We start from the raw sequence: 17,224 nt of genomic DNA on the forward strand, positions 1-17,224 counted from the left end.
GCCGCGGATCATGACCACGGCCGAGACAGGATAGGAGTGTAGAAGATGGCATTTCCCAAGCATGTGCGCCTGGTCGAGGTCGGCCCCCGCGACGGGCTGCAAAACGAGCCCAACCCGATCGACACGGCCACCAAGCTGGAACTGATCGACCGCCTGGGCGCCGCCGGTATCCGCTACATCGAAGCGGCCAGCTTCGTCTCGCCCAAGTGGGTACCGCAGATGGCCGACCATCGTGAAGTGATGACCGGCCTCAAGCGCCGCGACGGCGTCACCTACGCCGCCCTCACCCCCAACCTCAAGGGGCTGGAAGCGGCGCTGGAGTGCGGCGTGGAGGAAGTGGCGGTATTCGGCGCCGCCAGTGAGTCCTTCTCGCAGAAGAACATCAACTGCTCCGTCGCCGAATCCCTGGAGCGCTTCGCCCCCGTGCTGGAGCGAGCCAGAGAGGCCAACGTACGCGTGCGCGGCTACGTCTCCTGCGTGCTCGGCTGCCCCTACGAAGGCGAAATCGCCCCGGCCAAGGTGGCCGAAGTCTCAAAGGCGCTGTTCGAGATGGGCTGCTACGAAGTCTCGCTCGGCGACACCATCGGCACCGGCACCCCGCTTGCCGCCAAGCGCATGATCGAAGCCGTGAGCCGCGACATCCCCATGGAAAAGCTCGCCGCCCACTTCCACGACACCTACGGTCAGGCACTCGCCAACCTCTACGCCGTGCTGGAAGAAGGCATCAGCGTGGTGGACAGCTCCGTCGCCGGCCTCGGCGGCTGCCCCTACGCCAAGGGCGCCTCCGGCAACGTGGCGAGTGAAGACGTGGTCTATCTGCTCAATGGCCTCGGCATCGAAAGCGGTATAGACCTCGACAAGCTCGCCGCAACCGGCACCTGGATCACCCAGACCATCGGCCGACCGAACCGCTCGAAGGTAGGCGTGGCGCTGGCAGCGAAGTAAGTAGGTGGTAGAAACGGAAAGCCCCTGAGCCAGGTGACTGGGGCTCTTTAATTGTGGGCGGCGCTGGGAGTGGGCTTGCTATGGCTTCCCTGGTTTTTCTTACCCCTCGAGGTTTTCCTGCCTCTGCGCCCGGCGATGGTAGAAGTACAAATATGCAAGCCCCAGCGGTGCAATGAAAATTGCGAAGCCCCAGCAGAGCGTCATGGTGAACATCTTGACGACCAGCATCATCACGGCATTGACGAAGAACACATTGTCTCCCATCAAGAAGCCTATCACCTGTTCATAGACGAAGCGTGAATAGGGGTACAGCAAGGCGTTTACCATCAGCAGCACCAGTTGATCCATTCGTAGCTGCGCGTCTCCCTGCACAACCATGAATACGATCAGAGCCGACATACCGGTACCGAAGAATAGCTGACGCAGGAAGTAGCGCAGCGAAAGGCCACCGAACGTCATGGCGATGAAGTCACGCATGGATATCTCCTATAATCCATTTTCTTTCTTGCCGTGGGATGATCCCAGTTAAACCGGGCTCAATAGTAAGTAGTAACCGCTTCCCTCACGCCGCCGCGGCCTCCTGCCGCTCTCGGTAAACAGCCATCTCCACCTTACCGAGCTTCGGGGTGAGCTGGCAGCGCTGGCGGGGCCAGGGATACTCGATCTGCGCCTTGAGGTGAGCGGCGCCCTCACCTGCCTTCCAGGCTTCCAGATCCAGGTCGCGCCAGTAGCGTGGATCGCGCCCGGTTTGCCGGTCGTGTTCGGCAGTGGTGGGGTCAAGATGGCGGAAAGGCTCCAGGCGCGGCACGTCCGGCATCGGCTGGCTCACGTCCATGTAACGCTGCAGCATGTCCCACGTGGCGTGCACCTCGTGCTTGTGGTCGACGATAGCGCTGAGTGAGGTCTGGCTGAATTGCTTGCCGGTATAGCGATGCACGAACATCAGCCGATAGAAGATACCGCCACGCTGCACCACCCGCTCCACATAACCATCGAACTCGACGAATGGCGCCTTCAGCGGTGGCTTGTTCTTGCCTTGGGCGAAGCTCACCATCCCGGTTTGGCGGTTGAACTCGCTGCAGCGATTTTCCATATACTGGTTTGCGCGACGTGAAAGTTTTTTTCTGAATGGCTTTAGCAAAGCACTTCCAAAACTAAAGAGTGAATTCATGACGGTTTGGCAAGTATACGCACCCACTACAGTGGCACCCAAAAGCCCCCCTCCTAGCATTGCGAAAGAAGTAAGAACAGCAACTACCGAATTATATTCTTGGCTCTGAGCATAAGAAAGGAAAACGAAAGAAAGATAAGAAGGAATTGCCACTAATATGCAAAAATAAAAGAATGGAAATGCCACCAACAGGAGTGTAAATCCTAATTGACTTTTCAAAAAACGAATGCGCTGATGATCCCACCACCAATCGTCCGTCTCGTAGAACGCTTTATCCTGGCGATCTTGAAGTTGAACGAACTCAGCATCCTCACAGAGTTGCTGATAGGGATCGATGCCGGCGTAGTTGCCGAAGGGTAGCAACTCCTCACCAATACGCTCCCGCCTCTTCGGCGATGCTGGTATGGGAGGAATGGCCCCAGTCCGGTAGGCACCGGGGCCATAATAGGAGGAGCTTGCCCCGATCATGCCACTGCGGCCTCCCGCTGCTCCCGGTAGGTAGCCATCTCCACCTTGCCGAGCTGCGGGGTGAGCTGGCAGCGCTGGCGGGACCAGGGGTACTCGATCTGCGCCTTGAGGTGAGCGGCGCCCTCGCCTGCCTTCCATGCCTCCAGATCCAGGTCGCGCCAGTAGCGCGGGTTACGCCCGGTTTGCCGATCATGCTCGGCAGTGGTGGGGTCGAGGTGGCGGAAAGGCTCCAGGCGCGGCACGTCCGGCATGGGCTGGCTCACGTCCATGTAGCGCTGCAGCATGTCCCACGTGGCGTGTACCTCGTGCTTGTGATCGACGATGGCGCTGAGTGAGGTCTGGCTAAACTGCTTGCCGGTATAACGATGCACGAACATCAGCCGATAGAAGACACCGCCCCGCTGTACCACGCGCTCCACATAGCCATCGAACTCGACGAAAGGCGCCTTCAGCGGCGGTTTCTTCTTGCCTTGGGCGAAGCTCACCATTCCGGTTTGGCGGTTGAATTCGCTGCAGCGGTTTTCCATATAGCGGTTAGCTCGATTGGCAGACCATCGACTCAAGGGACGTAAAATCCATGCAAAAAACTTGATCAGCCAATTAAATACAGGTTGAGTTGTATATGCCGCCATCACGATAGCGAATACCAGCCCACCTCCTGCTACCAGCAAAAACAAAAACATGGCCAGCACAACACTATAACCACGCTCCTGCATATAAAAAACAATTAATCCCGAAAGATAAAATGGACCTGAAACCAAAAGACAGAAATAAAAAAAGGGAAAGGCCATCAATAAGACAGAAAGTCCTAGCTTGCTTTTTAGAAAACGAATGCGCTGGTGATCCCACCACCAGTCATCCGTTTTGAAGAACGCCTTGTCCTCACGATCCAAGTGCTGAACGAACTCGGCATCCTCGCAGAGCTGCTGGTAGGGATCGAGACCAGCATAGTCGCCAAAGGGCAGCAGCTCCTCACCAATCCGCTCGCGCTTCTTCGGCGACGCTGGCATGGAAGGTATGGCCCCGGCGCGGTAAGCGCCGGGGCCATAAGGGGAGGAGCTTGCCTCTTTCATACCTGAAATTCCTTGATGTACCAGTATCGGGGGTCCTGAGAGTGCCCCGTAAAGGATCTAATGAAGTCGGCGATTGGGTTGTTAACCGTGCGATACGACCGAGCCGGCAGTGCATCATGCTGGCCTTCAACAAAGGGCTCGTACTCTTTCAGCATTGGAGTGGGCAATACCATCTCGCCCAGCTCCCACTCGATTCTCGCCTGCAGCGCGACACGCAGGCGGGCCGTGGAGGTTACGCTGGTGCCAACCATCTGGAAGCTCTCCTCCGCCACCTTGCGCTTGACCAGAAAGCGTACCGCACTTTGCTGCGGCAGCAATTGGCGCTTGCCGATTTCGAACGGCTCCGGCGTTCGGGTGATGGATGAGAGCTGTGCATAGGTTCCAAGCGGGGTGGTGGTGCCTGTATCAGTCTGCTCCAGCTCCTGCACGGCCAAGTTCAATGTCTCGCCAATCTTGTAGCGGCTGATCAGCGGCGTGCTGACTGTTACCACATAGTCGCGGCTGCTAGGGGTATCCGTGGTGGATTCCCATACGCTTTCTAGCAGTGCCTGCCGCTCTTCGGTATCCAGACTGCCGTAGCGCGTCACTTCGATTTGGGCCGGGCTCAGCTGCGTCAACAGCTGCGGGTAGTAAACAATATCGTCGGCCGATGTCACTGTACTCGCAGGATGGGTACCTAGGGGGCCTTGCTTAAGCAGTTGCTCGAATGGGGTGTCCTGGTTCATGGCGGCATAGCTGGATCCGCCGATAGCCAACCCCAGGCCCAGCAGTGCCCAGCCCCAGCCGGGAATCATTACCAGGCCTGCCATTAGCGGAGCGGCAAGAAACAGCGCTCCTCCTGCAATCGCCACACCATGGCCGATAGCTGCATCTCGATCCCCTTGCTGCAAGCTATTGCGCAACTCCCAACTGCTAACTCCCACCGTTATTACACCAGCGAAGAAGTTAAATAGCCCAATAGTACGTACCAGTGTAGAGGCTCCTACTTTAGCCAGCCTTTTACCAACAACAGGCCAGTTCTTCATATCAACCAATGGCCTTTGAACAATACGACCCATTACTGAAACTGGTTCCGGATATAATACAGAATGCAACTTCATTGAGGCAGCACTAAGATCAACTAAACCACTCACTACCTTAGAAACCTGAAGCCCTTCAAGCATGCCATCTTGATATGCTTTCGCAGCGCTAGAGATTTCTTTACCAAGATTATATATCGCAAACCCCACCAGCAGTCTCGACACCGCCGGGCCATCTATCACCACCTTCACCTGCCCGGCGACTTTGGCCAGACGCAGTTGCGCCACTTTCGCCGCTTCGGGGTGGCCGGCGGGGAGCACGTACACCAGAGTATGCCCCGCTACCTGGCGGATGGCATCGTCGACTTCTGCGCTCATGCGCTTCGGGCTGGTCGAGGTTTGTATATTGCCCCTGGGGTCGATCTGCTCAGCATAGAGGTAGTCTCGCTGGGTCTGGAGCACACCACTGGTACGGTCGCGCTCGGTCAGGCCCCATTCGATGCCATCCCCATGCACGCCGATGATGACGTAGCGACTCAGGTCGACGTCGCCGCGGTGCATGACCTGAAGCTCGCCCCTCAAGTTGCCGTCGATCAGGTTGGCATGGGCACCAACGGCGGTGAACACACGGCGCATGTGAACCACTTCCACGTCGTCGCCGACCCGTTCCGCGACCCGCAGCACGGCCTGGCTCCACTGCCCCACTACCGTGTTGACCAAGCCTCCCACCTTGATGGCGTTGGCCACGCTGAGCACACCGGCCTGCTGGGTTTGTTCCTGCTCGGACTGGTTTTGGGCAACCAGCCCCAGGGTCTCCAGTCCCAGGCTCGCGGCTAGGGCCTCGTCGATGTCGCGGTCATCCTGGGCAAGCCGGCGCAGGAAGGCAGGCCGGAAATTGCCACTGCCATCATTGGTGTCCTCATCAGCCGATTCATCGGTGGCCACGTTCTCGTCGGCACTCCAAAGCGCTTGCAACTCCCGGTCGGTCAGCAGCGTCTTGACCAGTTGCCGGGTACGGGCCTCCTGGCGGGTGTCGCCCTGGTCCAGGAGCACACCGGGAAGCTGCTGCAGCACACCGAACAAGTCGCCACACAGCGCATAGCCTTCGCAGATGCCCAGTTCATCGTGGCTGGTGAAATCACGCAGCACGGCGGTGAGCTGGCCCTGGCTGGCAAGCCGCTCGAGGGCGTCGAGCTGTGTGCGCACTACCGCAAGCGCGGCGTTACGTTCGGCCTGCTCCAGGGTGGCATCGAGCTTGGCCGGGTCGATGGCACCACGGAACTCGGCGAGAGGATTCGCTCCGCCACCGCTCGGCGCGGTGAAGAGTGCCTGACGAATCAGCTTGGCCGAATGCCCCAAGGGATTGTCGGCCAGCCGACTGTCGAGGCCGTCCAGATAATGTTCGGCGAGGTGGATCTGTGCCAGGGCATGGCGCAGCGTAAACAAGGGGTCCGGCAGTGCCACGGCAACGATACCTTCGTTAGCCCGTATAGCTGCCAACAGGTCTTCACCGCCCTCACACTCCAGCGTCAGGGTGGCGGCTCGATCGGTTTCCCCGGCCTGCTCCCACAAGCTCTTGAGCTTGGCGCACAGTTCATCGTCGCCCGGCGCGGTAAAGTCGGGAGTGAAGGACTCCGGCGCCTGTAGCATCAGTTCGATACCGAGATCACGCTCGCGCAGTTCCGGCTGGTCAGATACGCGCCCGGCAGGAAAGCCAGTCTGCATGGAGAGCCAGCCTTCCATATCGAGAATCACGGCATGGGCGTGCCCTACGGGTGTGGTGCGCGCCTCGAGTCGGCCGGGATTGGCTTCGAGCCAGGTGATGTAGGGCCAGCTCCAGGCGATCTCGCTGTAGGCGAGACGCACTCGGTGCAAAGTGGCCTGTCCTTGCAGCATCGCAGGCAGCAGGATGTTATCGAGCCATTCACCTGCGCTGTCGCGCTCGTTGGGGGTATCGCCGCCCTCGGCCTGCTCGCGATAGTGTTCGACGTCCACATCGCTGAGCTTGCCATCAGGGCCGACCTCGAGTTCGCGCCACAGGCGGTTATCGAAGAACACGTAAAGATATCCCGGGCGCAGCATGGCAGTCGCGATACCGGTATTGGTCGTTACCCCACTCCGCTGAACGGGGCGATTGCGCCCGACTTCCGCCAGGGGGCGAACGGCCAGCATGGTGTTGTCCTGCAGGCTGCCATCGGTGCGCTCGAAAACGGTTCTGGCATGCTCCAGCAGCGGTATCTCGATCTCGCCGCCGCCTTCCCGCTTGGGAATGACCAGTGCCAGGGTGCCGTCTTCCTCGTCTTCGTACTCGACACGGCGCCGAACGCCCAGATCGACGTTTTCGTCCTGCAGTTCCTTGAGATCGCCTTCGCTCATCCGTTCTGCCCTCCATTCGTCCGAGCCCGCCCCTTGCGCAGACGAACCTGCTGACCGTCCTGGCTACCGCTGGTGACGTCGACGAGAAACTCACGCTCGCCGAGCTCTTCCGCCTCAACCAGTTGGGCCTGCTGACTGGGCCCGTTGCCCGTGAAGGCGATACGAGAATGCTCTTCTCCCTCAGCACGCCGAGGCAATTCAGGCGCCAACGCTCCCTGCCCACTTCCCGAACCCGGGCTGCCACCGGAGTTGATCCTGACCTGGGCACCGACGATGGTGATGCCGCTGGGGTCGAGCTTGAGGAAGCTGCCGCCGGCCTTGAGGGTGATCTCGGCGCCGGCGTCGATCACGGTCTTGCTGCCGGCCTTGTGGTGCACTTCCTGGCCGGCTTCGACGAGCTGGGCGCGAGCGGTCTTGTCGTGGCGGGTGGCGCCGACGATGAGGTGGTCGTCGCCGTCGACCTGGAGGTGGCGCTGGCCGTGCACGGTGAGGTGGTCGTTGCCGTGGATCTCGCTGATGCGGTTATGGTGCACGGTGAGGTGGCTGTCGTTGCCGATCTCTTCGGTGCGGTCGTTGTTAGTCAGCAGCTCCAGGTCTTTCTGGGCGTGCAGCCAGATCTGTTCCTGGCCGGCCTGGTCTTCCAGGCGCAGCTCGTTGAAGCCTTCGGCCTGGTGACTCTGGGTGCGGATAACGGTACGGGTCTTGTTCTCGGGCAACGCATAGGGCGGCGTGTTGACGGCATTGTAGACCCGCCCGGTGATCAGCGGCTGGTCGGGGTCGCCTTCGAGATAGCTGACGATCACCTCGTGGCCGATCCGCGGAATCGCCATGCTGCCGTAGCCACCGCCGGCCCAGTCCTGGCTGACTCGGAGCCAAGCACTGGCGGTTTCGTTGGGCTCGGCGTAGCGATCCCAGGGGAACTGCACCTTGACCCGGCCATGCTCGTCGCAGTGGATCTCCTCGCCTTCGGGGCCGACGACGAAGGCGACCTGGGGGCCGTCGACGCGGGGCCGAGGGTTGGGCTCGGGGCGCCAGGCCAGGTCGGCGGGCATGAGCACGAGGTCGTTGTGGTACGTGGTCATGGCTTCCGAGCCTGCCCGACCCTGCAGGCTGGCAGCGCTGCCCCCGTCATGGTCTTGAACGATGCCGTCCTCTTCCAGGGCCTGGGGCTGCTTGCCGTGGTGCACCACGCCGAGCACCTGCCAGTCCTGGTTGAGTTCGTCGAGGTCGTGGTCGGTCAGGGTGAAGCGCAGCCCCGGGGCAAGCTCGGGCAGGTCGCTCTCGGCGTCGGCGATGTTGGCGCTGCGGCGCAGGGATTCGAGGCGGATGCGGGTGAAGGCCTGGCCGGAGGCGTCGGCCTTGTAGCGCCCGGGGTAGTCGTAGTGTTCGTAGTCGACCCTTTGCGCGTGTTCTTCCAGCCCGTCGGCGAGGTGGTCGTGCAACTGACCGTAGGCCGGGCGCTTGAAGGAGTAGTCCTTGAGCGTGGTCGAGGCCGGGGCGACACGGGCGTGCTGCTGCAGCTTGCGCACGTAGCGGCGCGGCGGCGTGCCCCCGGCGCGGCTGTGGTAGCTGCGGCTGCCCAGGTGGGTGAGCACCTGGGGGGCGTCGGCGAAGACCAGGCGATGGGCGGCGCTGGGTGTCTCACCGCCGGTTTCTGAGCCTGTTTCGAAAAACTCGTGGAAGTAGAACAGGCCCTCTTCGGCGGCCAGGCGCTGGACGAAGGCGAGATCGGTCTCGCGGTACTGCACGCAGTACTCGCGGGGCTCGGGTTCCCGGGTGGCGGCAAAGGCGATGTCGGTGAGGTCGTGTTCGTCGCACAGGGTGTTGAGCACCGTGAGCGGCGAGACTTCCTGGAAGATGCGCGAGTTCTGCCGCAGCGAGAGGCGCCACAGCGCGGGCTGGACCGTCACGCGATAGAAGGTGCGGCGGTGGCCACGATCGCCGCGGGCGAACTCGCTGACGATGCCGTGGACGCGGCGCAGCGCCTCGCCCTCCTGCCAGATCGTCAGGGTGGCCTCACGGTCGAGGATATCGCTGGCGGAGAGGCTGCCGTCGCGGCTGGCGAAGCGCACCGTCAGTTCGAAGGGCTGGGACAGCGCTTCCTTGTGCGTGAATTCGATGACCGCCAGGTCGTCGGCCCCGGCCAGGGCCAGGGTGAATTGCCATCCGCTTGCGTCGGCCATGGTGCCTCCCTGCGTGAAAGGTATTGCTCTTATTAATCCATTAGGGGAATCGCAATTTCTCGCGCAGAGAGGATACCAAGCGCAGCGGCGGGCATCTGTGGCACATCGCCGATAAACGTGTAGGAAAAGACTTACAAAGGAGGCTGACAGCCTGCCCCCCACTAACTCGGAAACGAAAAGCCCCCGAGCCTGATGAGGCTCGGGGGCTCTGGAGATGTTAGTCAGCCCAAGACCCGACGCTCAGCCCGTCGCCGAAGCGCTTACAGCCCGAGAAACCGTTCGAAGCGCGCCCGTTCTTCTTCCAACGCGGGCTCGAACGCCGCATCCCTAGGGGCATGTCCGCTCACATAGCCCGGCTGCAACTGCAACTGTCCGTCGCGCACGGCGGCATTGGCCCAGCCAATGACCTGACCGCGCCACAGCATGGGTAGCGCGTAGTAGCCACGCACCCGCTGCGCTGGCGGCGTATAGGCCTCGAAGCGATAGGCCCAGCCCCAAAAGCGCTCGAAGCGTTCGCGGTCCCAGACTACCGGGTCGAACGGCGCCAGCAGGCGAAGGCATTCGTCCAGCACAGCGTCGTGTGCGAAGCGTCGACTACCAGGATTCTCGCCGGCCGGCCAGTACCAGCGGCAGCCGTCTACCGTGGCCTGAGGTAGCCGCGCCTTGGTACGTGCCAGTGCATTGCGGCGACCCTCGCGCCACTGTGGCGCCGCCGCAGAACCCACCCAAGTGACGAGGCGCCTGAGAGTGGCCGCAGGTAATGGCGCGTACTTCGCCACTGCCACGTCAATCAGCGCATCCAGGGTAGCGTCAGGGTCCGCCGGGCAGTCACGTTCATGGGCAAGCTGCGGTGCGTACAGACGTATTCCACCTTCGCGCCGCGCCACACGCAGCAGACCGCGGTAATGCATGCCGTCCAGGAGCTGGGTACTGGCCCGGCTGTTGCCGCCGAACCAATTCCTGGTCGCACCATGCTCGAAGGCGGCGTCCACCTCGCGTGGGTGAACCACACCACGGCTTTGCACGAACTCCAGCACGGCCCATGCCTGCGCCCAGCGCGAGGACGGCCACTCGGTGCGCGCCGTCCGTGGGTGCATCAGGCATTGCGTGGCACGCGGCAGAATGCCGTAGTTGACAAAAAAATCCTCCTCGACGGCCAGACGCGGGTAACGCGCTTCCAGATCGCCGGCTCGGTAGTCGGTAACACGATGGCGCAGCGTCAGGTCCTGAGCCCGTGCGGGGGCACGTATCGGGTCGAACTGGACGAAGCCCAGCTTTGTGACGGCACGCATCAAGGCTCTCGGCTTGAACAGACTGCGCGTGATAGCGTACCGGCGAAGATGGTCCAGGGTGATCGTAGTCGGCATACGATGATCATAACCCATGTCAGAAATTGCGTTGACGTATTCGAGGCGCACGGTAACCAGTGAAGAAAAAACTGCCCAGTGTGTAGCGAAGCACTCCGTTATTCATATAGCATCCGTTTGACCTTGCTCTCAACTCTCTTAAGGATGCTTGGTCCTGCATTGCTCAAAAGTACGCCCGACGCATTGAAATCGGAGATAAATCTTTTCTCCCATTCTGCGTTTCTAAGGTTACTCTGCTTTTTTGTGACTGGTGCGCGGGGTATGTCAGCCGGATCGATCTCTATGCCCATAAATCTTGCTATATCATTTATCGCCTGGTCGAGATCATGACGAACATGATCAAAGTCCATCTCGATGTAGTTACAACCATTAGCCGCTAACGTATACCTCCATGAGGCATTGTTCAAAATGGTCTCACGAAGGCACTTGTCAATGTGAGCGAAATCATACTGCGGATTGTCATTTACCGCTTTTTGGCCGGAAATCCATACTCCCGTTTGGCTAGCTATCGACAACGACACGGCTTGTTTCAGCAAATTTTTTCTCGACAAGAGAATATAATAGGCGTCTGGAAAGCATTTGATCACATTATCGAAACCACCAAATAGCTTGATGTGTGGGTAATGAAGCTTTATCCCAAACACACCGTTAGGCGATGTCCTTCGCCGCTTAATTTCCGCCATGACCCCCTGCAAGTCATCTATGTCTAGCCGTCTTTTCCATTCCGAAAGATTTGCAGGGTTCGCGTATTCCAATGGAAAACCAAACCTGTGCGTTTCATGGAGTGCATGCCCAAGCATATGGCTGCCAGACCTTCCCGTCGAGGCGATAACCAACACCTTGGAGGGACTTTGCACTCTTGGAAAATCATGACTTTCTGAAAATTGTTCTTCATATAAATGCATTGGATTACCTCCATATGCAAGACAGACAGCTGCCACTGCCCCAACCCGCAGTATGGATGGTAATTCGCTTCTTACCTAGTGATTCCCATTAAATGAACAGGGGGCGCCGAAGCGCCCCCGGATGTTACCAGCTGAAGCCCGAGTATCCGCTCAGCTCCAGCTACCCTTGCCTCCGCCGACGCCGATGACGATGGAAACTGCCCCCGACTGGAAGTGGCCCAGCAGGTTGCTGTGGCTGTCGAAGAACAGGATGCTCAGGTAGACCGGGGTGGCCTGGAACTCGAAGCTCACGGTATCGCGGTAGAGCCGGTCGAGATCGTCGGTGTAGACATGCCCGAAGAGTGCGCCGCCGCCCGGTGAAGAGGCGCCGCCGGCATGGCCGTCGAAGGTCTTGCCATCGGTGATATTCACCTGGAACTTCAGGTAGAAGATCATGCTGGCGACGCTACCATTGGCAGGGTAGGCCTTCTGGGAGGCGGCCAATGCCTGGGCGGCCTCGTCGATCTTCTCGGGCTCGAGCTTGCCATGCATGGCGACACGGAAGTCGTGGGCGATCAGCTGCTTGTCGATGGTTTGCGGAGCGTTCATCGGTCGATACCTCGTGCGTTGTTCTGGAATTGGCGGTCGGAACCCGACCGGCTTACTGCCCTAAGCATTCCAGTTGAGAAAACTCATACCGACCGCATCACCTCGGTATCACTACGAACGCCGGTATCAGCGCTGCCAAGCGCAACGGATCACTTCGGTATCACCTCTGCTGAGCCTCTTGGATGCGACATCCTCCTGGTGGATTCTTAGGAAAACAACGACTGGGGGGCGTCACCATGGACCATGCACCGCTACGGGTTGCCATCATCGGCGGCGGGGTTTCCGGCCTGTCGCTGGCCTACTATCTGCAAAAACTCGGCTGCCAGAAGCTCGGCAGCGAGACGACCCGGCAGATCGAGGTCACGATCTTCGAACGCAAGGCGACCCTGGGCGGTAACGCCGAGACGGTGTGGGTCGACCTGGGCATGCGGCGCCATCCAGGGAAGCCCGACTCGCCCTACCGCCGCTGGGCCGACCTGGGCGTCAATGACGTCAACCTGGCGACCTACCGCCGCCTGCGCACGATACTCGGCGAGATCGGCGAGCTGGAGCGCATGAAGCCGCTGGAGAACACCGAGAGCTATTTCAGCCGCGACGGCAGCATCGCCCTCACCGACGACAAGGAGCTGTTCCGTGGCGTCAGCGATCCGGCCCATGAGCTATGCAAGGTCGATGGAGGCCGGCTGGCACTGCTGATCCCCGTGGTTCACCAAAGCGCCATCGCTTTGGTGGAGAATCATCGCGTTACGCCGCGCTATACGGTGGACGACTTCTTCGATGCCTGCGTGGCCACGCCCGCCGAGATGCTGGCCGCCGCGGCGGATCAACTGCACGTCACCATCGACTGGCACGACCCCGAGCTGCCGGCCCGGCTGGAGCGTATCCGCCACACCATCTACTACCCCCGCATCTCGGCCATGTACTTCGCCGACGATCGCGGCCCGGGTGGCATGCCGCTCCAGGCACCCTTCGAGTACTACCGCATCCAGGAGGGCGGCTCACCGCCGGACCGCCGCTACTTCGAGCACGGCGCCCAGCACTGGCTGGAGGCCCTGGCCGCGCATATCGTCAACCCCAATACGCCGGGCCCAAGAGTCGAGATCCTGCGCGGCATCGAGGTGGAGGCAAAGCTCACGACCCAGGGCGTGACGCTGACGGAGCGTGCCCCCGGCAAAAGCCGCTGGGAGGCCGACCTGCTGTTCATGGCCACCCACGCCGAAGACGCCCTGCCGCTGCTGACCTTCGGCGACGGCCTGAGCGACACCCAGCGGGAGCTGCAGCATATCCTCGGCAAGGTGCGCTACACCCGCAGCTTCAGCGTCTGCCACACCGCCGCCGCCCGACTGCCTCCCAATCGCAACCTGTGGCGCACCTACAATATCGAAGTGCGTAACCGCGAGGACACCTTCTTCCCCTACCGCATCGACTACGTGGCGAATCGCCATCAGAACGATGCCGAGAACCCCGCCTACAATCAGGCGGGCCTGCCGCAGTATTTCGTCTCCCTGGTGGATGATCTCAACCGCATTCCCCGTAGCGAGATGCTCGAGCGGCAGTCCTCTCCCCTGGACGAGCCGGTAGTGCTGGAGGCCAACGCACCCGACGAAGCCGGCTACCGTGACCGACTGCCGCCGCTGGACCCCGCCCTGGAAGCCAAGGCCTGGACCCTGTTCAAGCACAACGTGCTGGATGCCAACTGCCTGGAGGCGCAGGCGGAGATAGAGCGCTACAACCAGACCACCGCCCGCAAGCGCCTCGATAGCCAGGAAGGGTGCCCGCTGCTGTTCGCCGGCGGCTGGACCCGCGGTGCCGGCCTGCAGGAGCAGTGCCTGGAGCAATCGGAGCATCTGGTCGAGCTGCTGCTGGGCACGGCGGAGCGCCGGGATGAGAAAGTCCTGCGGCTAGTGCCGACTGGCAGCCAGGCGGGGCAACGTCATCACCAGGCCGGCGGCTTCGCCTCGGTGCCAGCACGCTCGTAAGGCTTCCAGGGCGTGCGCCTCGCCGCCCTTCTCGTCGTCCGGCTGACCGCTCTCCAGCCAATCGGCGTGGGCCTCGATCAGAGCGCGATGGTGCTCACCCCAGGCACAGGGCTCCGCCCCCATCAGTTGAGTCAGGCGCCGGGCGTAGTGGCGGGCCGCTTCGGGGCGCCCGTCGAGCAGGCTGACCTCCGCCGCCGTGACCAGGAAGCGATAGCCGTTGTGCCCCACGCAGCCGGCATCCAGCAGCGCTTCGCCCTCTTGTAGCGTCGCCAGGCGGGCTTCCGGCTCCTCATCCAGCAACGCCCGGGTGCCCAGCACCCAGGGGCCGATAAAGGCCTGCATCCCATGCTGCTCCACCAGTTGCCAGGCGCGCTCGATGCTGACTCGGGCTTCTGCCAGCTGCCCGGTGATCAGCTCGACCCGTGCGCGACTCTCCAGTAGAAAGGCTTCGAAGCGCCATGAGCCCAGGCCGCGCGCCACCGTCAGCGCCTGCTCGATCTGCTCGTCCGCCGCATAAGGCTCGCCCTGGGAGAGCAGAATCCACCCTGCCGTGAGCCGCGCCACCACCTCGGCACGCCGGTTGCCGACCCGCTTGCCCAGCTCGGCGGCATCGAAACAGTCGGCCAGCGCCGCTTCGGTCTGGTTGGCATAGATGCGGGCGGTACCCAGCATGAACAGGTTTGAGGCCTCCAGATCGGCGTGACCATGGGTTCGGCACAGCGTGACGCAGTGATCGAACAGCTCGAGGGTGCTGCGCATCTGCCCCTGGGCATAGTGGGCATCGCCCAGCCCGCTCAGGGCCTGGATCTCGGTGCGCACGTCGCCGCCACGGCGGGCCTGCTCCAGGGCGCGGGTGTGATAGGCGCGGCTGGTGGCAAAGTCGCCCCGGGGGAAATAGAGATTGCCCTTGAGATAGAGCGCCTCGGCCAGGGGCAAGGGATCCTCCAGCATTTCGGCCAGGGGCAGCAGGCCATCGAGTATCGCCTCCTCCGCCGCCAGCGCATCGAGCATGTTCAGCACCCGGGCCAGCCAGAGATCGGCCGTGATGCGCTGACGCTCCTCCCGGGCGAAGCTGCGCGCCGCCTCGAAGTGCTCCCGCGCCGCCTGGACCTGCCCTGTGGCCATCGCCACCTGGCCCTGCAGCAGCATCAGGCGGTACTCATCCTTCGGCGCGTAGTCGATGGCGCGGCAGTCCCTCAGCAGCGCCATGGCCTCCTCGTGGCGATAGCGGGCCATTTCCGCCGCCACCGCTTGCAGGAAGGCATTCGGTGCCTCCAGCGAGCGCGCCCGGTGCAGGTGGCGCGCGCGTAAGCCAGGCTCCGCCTCGCCGTAAAGCGCGGCCAGGCGCAGGTGCAGGCGGTCGCGCTGAATCTTGGGAATCCCCTCGTAGATGCCTTGCAGGATCAGGTCGTGCACGAAGCGGTAGCTGTCCTCTTCCAGCGGGCGCACCAGGCTGTAGCGCTGGGGGAGTTCGGGCTGATAATCGGCCTGCCCCAGAACCTCCTGCAGCGAGGCCAGAGAGAAGCGCTGCCCCATAACGGCGGCGATGCACATGGCTCGACGATCCAGATCGGTGAGCTGATCCAACTTGGTCTGCACCAGGTTGGCGAGGCTGGCCGGCAGGCTGCGCTGGGGGTGAAACAGCAACAGTTGGGTAAGAAACAGCGGATTGCCCTGGGCCTGACTCACACAGCGGGCGGCATGCTCGGCGGGCACCGTGCCGAAGCTGGCGACCAGAGCCTCGGCCTCCTGGGGGCGCAGCGGCGGAAGCTCGATCAGCGTGAGCGGCAGCTCCGGCAGCTGCGGGCGCAGGCGGGTCTCCAGCGGGTCCTGCTCCACGCGCGAGGTGAACAGCCAGATCACCGGCGCTTCCTGGGTGCCCTGCAGCAGCCCGGTGAGCGTGGCGAGCAGCGCTTCGTCGGCCCAGTGCAGGTCCTCCACCACCACCAGCTGCGGGCGATGAATGGAGCGCGCCAGGAGCAGATCGCGCAGTGCCAACACCAAGCGCTGGCTGCGGGTAGCCGGGGTCATGGCGGCATAGAGCGACTGCGCCTCCTCCGGCTGAGGCAAGCCCAGCAGCGGACGCAGTAGCATGGCGTGATCCATGGGCAGGCGCAGCGCCGAGAGACGGGCCAGCAGGAGAGCCTCGTCCAGAATTTCCGCTTTCGCCTCGGCGGAGGTTTGCAGCAGTGAACGCGCGAGCTGCATCAGCGGGCCTTCATCAGCTCGGGTACCGAAATCCAGCACCTCGGCCTGGTGATGATCGGCATGGGCCGCGGCCATCTCGGCAAACTCCGCGCTCAGGCGCGTCTTGCCGATGCCCGCCACACCGCGGATATAGATTAGATGACCGGCCTGGTAGGCCTGGGTGCTCTCCAGGATGGCTTGCAGCTGGCCCAGCTGTACCCGGCGCCCCACCAGCTCGAAGCGAGCATCATGAGCCTCGTCCCGGGGCTGGCGATAGCGCAGCCACTCGCCGCCTTCGTCATCGAAAACGAAGCGCTCCGCCAACTGCACCGCCACGCCACGCTCGACCCACACGCCGCTCCGCCCGGCCGACATGGAAAGAGGCACAGCCGTAGGCCAGTGGCCGGCCTGAAGATACACGCCACGGGCCACCCCCTGCTCCACCAGAGTGGCGGCACACAACAAGCCGCGCTGCGCATCGCTGCGGTAAGCCCGGGGCAGCCCGAACAGCGCCGTGCCCCCTTCCTCCAGGCTGCCGCCGAAATGCTGCACCCAGCTCGCCAGCGCCGACGGATCGGCCGCCACGGCATGCAGCTGGATCAGCACGCGAGCGCTCTCCATCTCCTCGATATCGGAAGCGACAACGGCGGCCTCCTCAGCCTCCGCCGACAGCTCCTCGACCTCGACCTCGTAGATCTCGGCCAGATGGCGCGCAGTGCGATACAGCACCGCCTTGCCACTCTCTGCCCGCTTGATGGAAGCGATGGAGACGCACAAGCGCCGATCAAAACAGTACTCGGCCAGCGCCTCCTGACTCAGGCCCAGCCGCTTGCGATGCTGCTTCAAGCGCTCACGATCCAGCCGCAAGCGTCCGTCTTGGGGGATGATCAATGGTGGGTTCCTTGGCCGCGTAGGCGGAGCATGAGTGGGGATGGTTCGCTAATGCCTGAACTCAGGTGCGTT

At 62.2% G+C, this 17,224-nt stretch carries 11 protein-coding genes; 2 read left to right on the top strand and 9 right to left on the bottom strand.

Features of this window, described 5'->3' with window-relative positions; all coding sequences use genetic code 11:
- Window positions 1-45: 45 nt before the first annotated feature.
- Complete coding sequence (locus HNO53_RS12095) at window positions 46-945, top strand: hydroxymethylglutaryl-CoA lyase (RefSeq protein WP_209472370.1); 900 nt, start codon at window positions 46-48, stop codon at window positions 943-945.
- Between the two features lie 99 nt (window positions 946-1,044).
- Here HNO53_RS12095 and HNO53_RS12100 read toward each other — a convergent pair whose 3' ends face one another.
- The 8 genes from HNO53_RS12100 to HNO53_RS12135 form a co-directional block, all read right to left on the bottom strand.
- Complete coding sequence (locus HNO53_RS12100; RefSeq protein WP_209472372.1) at window positions 1,045-1,422, bottom strand: hypothetical protein; 378 nt, start codon at window positions 1,420-1,422, stop codon at window positions 1,045-1,047.
- Window positions 1,423-1,507: 85 nt separating this feature from the next.
- On the bottom strand, window positions 1,508-2,584 hold the full coding sequence (locus HNO53_RS12105; protein WP_209472374.1) for a hypothetical protein: 1,077 nt from the start codon (window positions 2,582-2,584) through the stop codon (window positions 1,508-1,510).
- Window positions 2,581-3,657 (bottom strand): MFS transporter, encoded by a 1,077-nt coding sequence (locus HNO53_RS12110; protein WP_209472376.1) that lies wholly within the window; start codon window positions 3,655-3,657, stop codon window positions 2,581-2,583. Before HNO53_RS12110 ends, HNO53_RS12105 begins: the two co-directional genes overlap by 4 nt.
- Window positions 3,654-7,052 carry a toxin VasX gene (locus tag HNO53_RS12115; protein WP_209472378.1) on the bottom strand — a complete coding sequence of 1,133 codons (3,399 nt, stop codon included), beginning with the start codon at window positions 7,050-7,052 and terminating at the stop codon, window positions 3,654-3,656. Before HNO53_RS12115 ends, HNO53_RS12110 begins: the two co-directional genes overlap by 4 nt.
- Window positions 7,049-9,235: a type VI secretion system Vgr family protein gene (locus tag HNO53_RS12120; RefSeq protein ID WP_209472380.1), complete on the bottom strand. Its 2,187-nt coding sequence runs from the start codon at window positions 9,233-9,235 to the stop codon at window positions 7,049-7,051. The genes HNO53_RS12115 and HNO53_RS12120 overlap by 4 nt, the downstream gene beginning before the upstream one ends.
- A 260-nt stretch (window positions 9,236-9,495) precedes the next feature.
- Window positions 9,496-10,527, bottom strand: coding sequence for a DNA glycosylase AlkZ-like family protein (locus HNO53_RS12125; protein WP_209472383.1), 1,032 nt, complete (start codon window positions 10,525-10,527; stop codon window positions 9,496-9,498).
- 173 nt (window positions 10,528-10,700) lie between these two features.
- Entirely contained in the window at window positions 10,701-11,507 is an 807-nt protein-coding gene (locus HNO53_RS12130; protein WP_209472385.1) for a Stf0 family sulfotransferase, read from the bottom strand.
- A 150-nt stretch (window positions 11,508-11,657) separates the two neighbouring features.
- Window positions 11,658-12,095: a VapA/VapB family virulence-associated protein gene (locus HNO53_RS12135; RefSeq protein WP_209472387.1), complete on the bottom strand. Its 438-nt coding sequence runs from the start codon at window positions 12,093-12,095 to the stop codon at window positions 11,658-11,660.
- Window positions 12,096-12,331: 236 nt separating this feature from the next.
- On the opposite strand from HNO53_RS12135, the gene HNO53_RS12140 reads away from it, so the two are divergent.
- Entirely contained in the window at window positions 12,332-14,074 is a 1,743-nt protein-coding gene (locus HNO53_RS12140; protein ID WP_209472389.1) for an FAD-dependent oxidoreductase, read from the top strand.
- On the opposite strand, the gene HNO53_RS12145 is transcribed toward HNO53_RS12140, so the two are convergent.
- Window positions 13,997-17,152 (bottom strand): ATP-binding protein, encoded by a 3,156-nt coding sequence (locus HNO53_RS12145; RefSeq protein WP_209472391.1) that lies wholly within the window; start codon window positions 17,150-17,152, stop codon window positions 13,997-13,999. The two genes, HNO53_RS12140 and HNO53_RS12145, sit on opposite strands and share 78 nt — an antisense overlap.
- Window positions 17,153-17,224 lie beyond the last annotated feature (72 nt).

It is taken from the genome of Billgrantia antri, from assembly GCF_017868935.1.
Classification (GTDB): domain Bacteria; phylum Pseudomonadota; class Gammaproteobacteria; order Pseudomonadales; family Halomonadaceae; genus Halomonas; species Halomonas antri.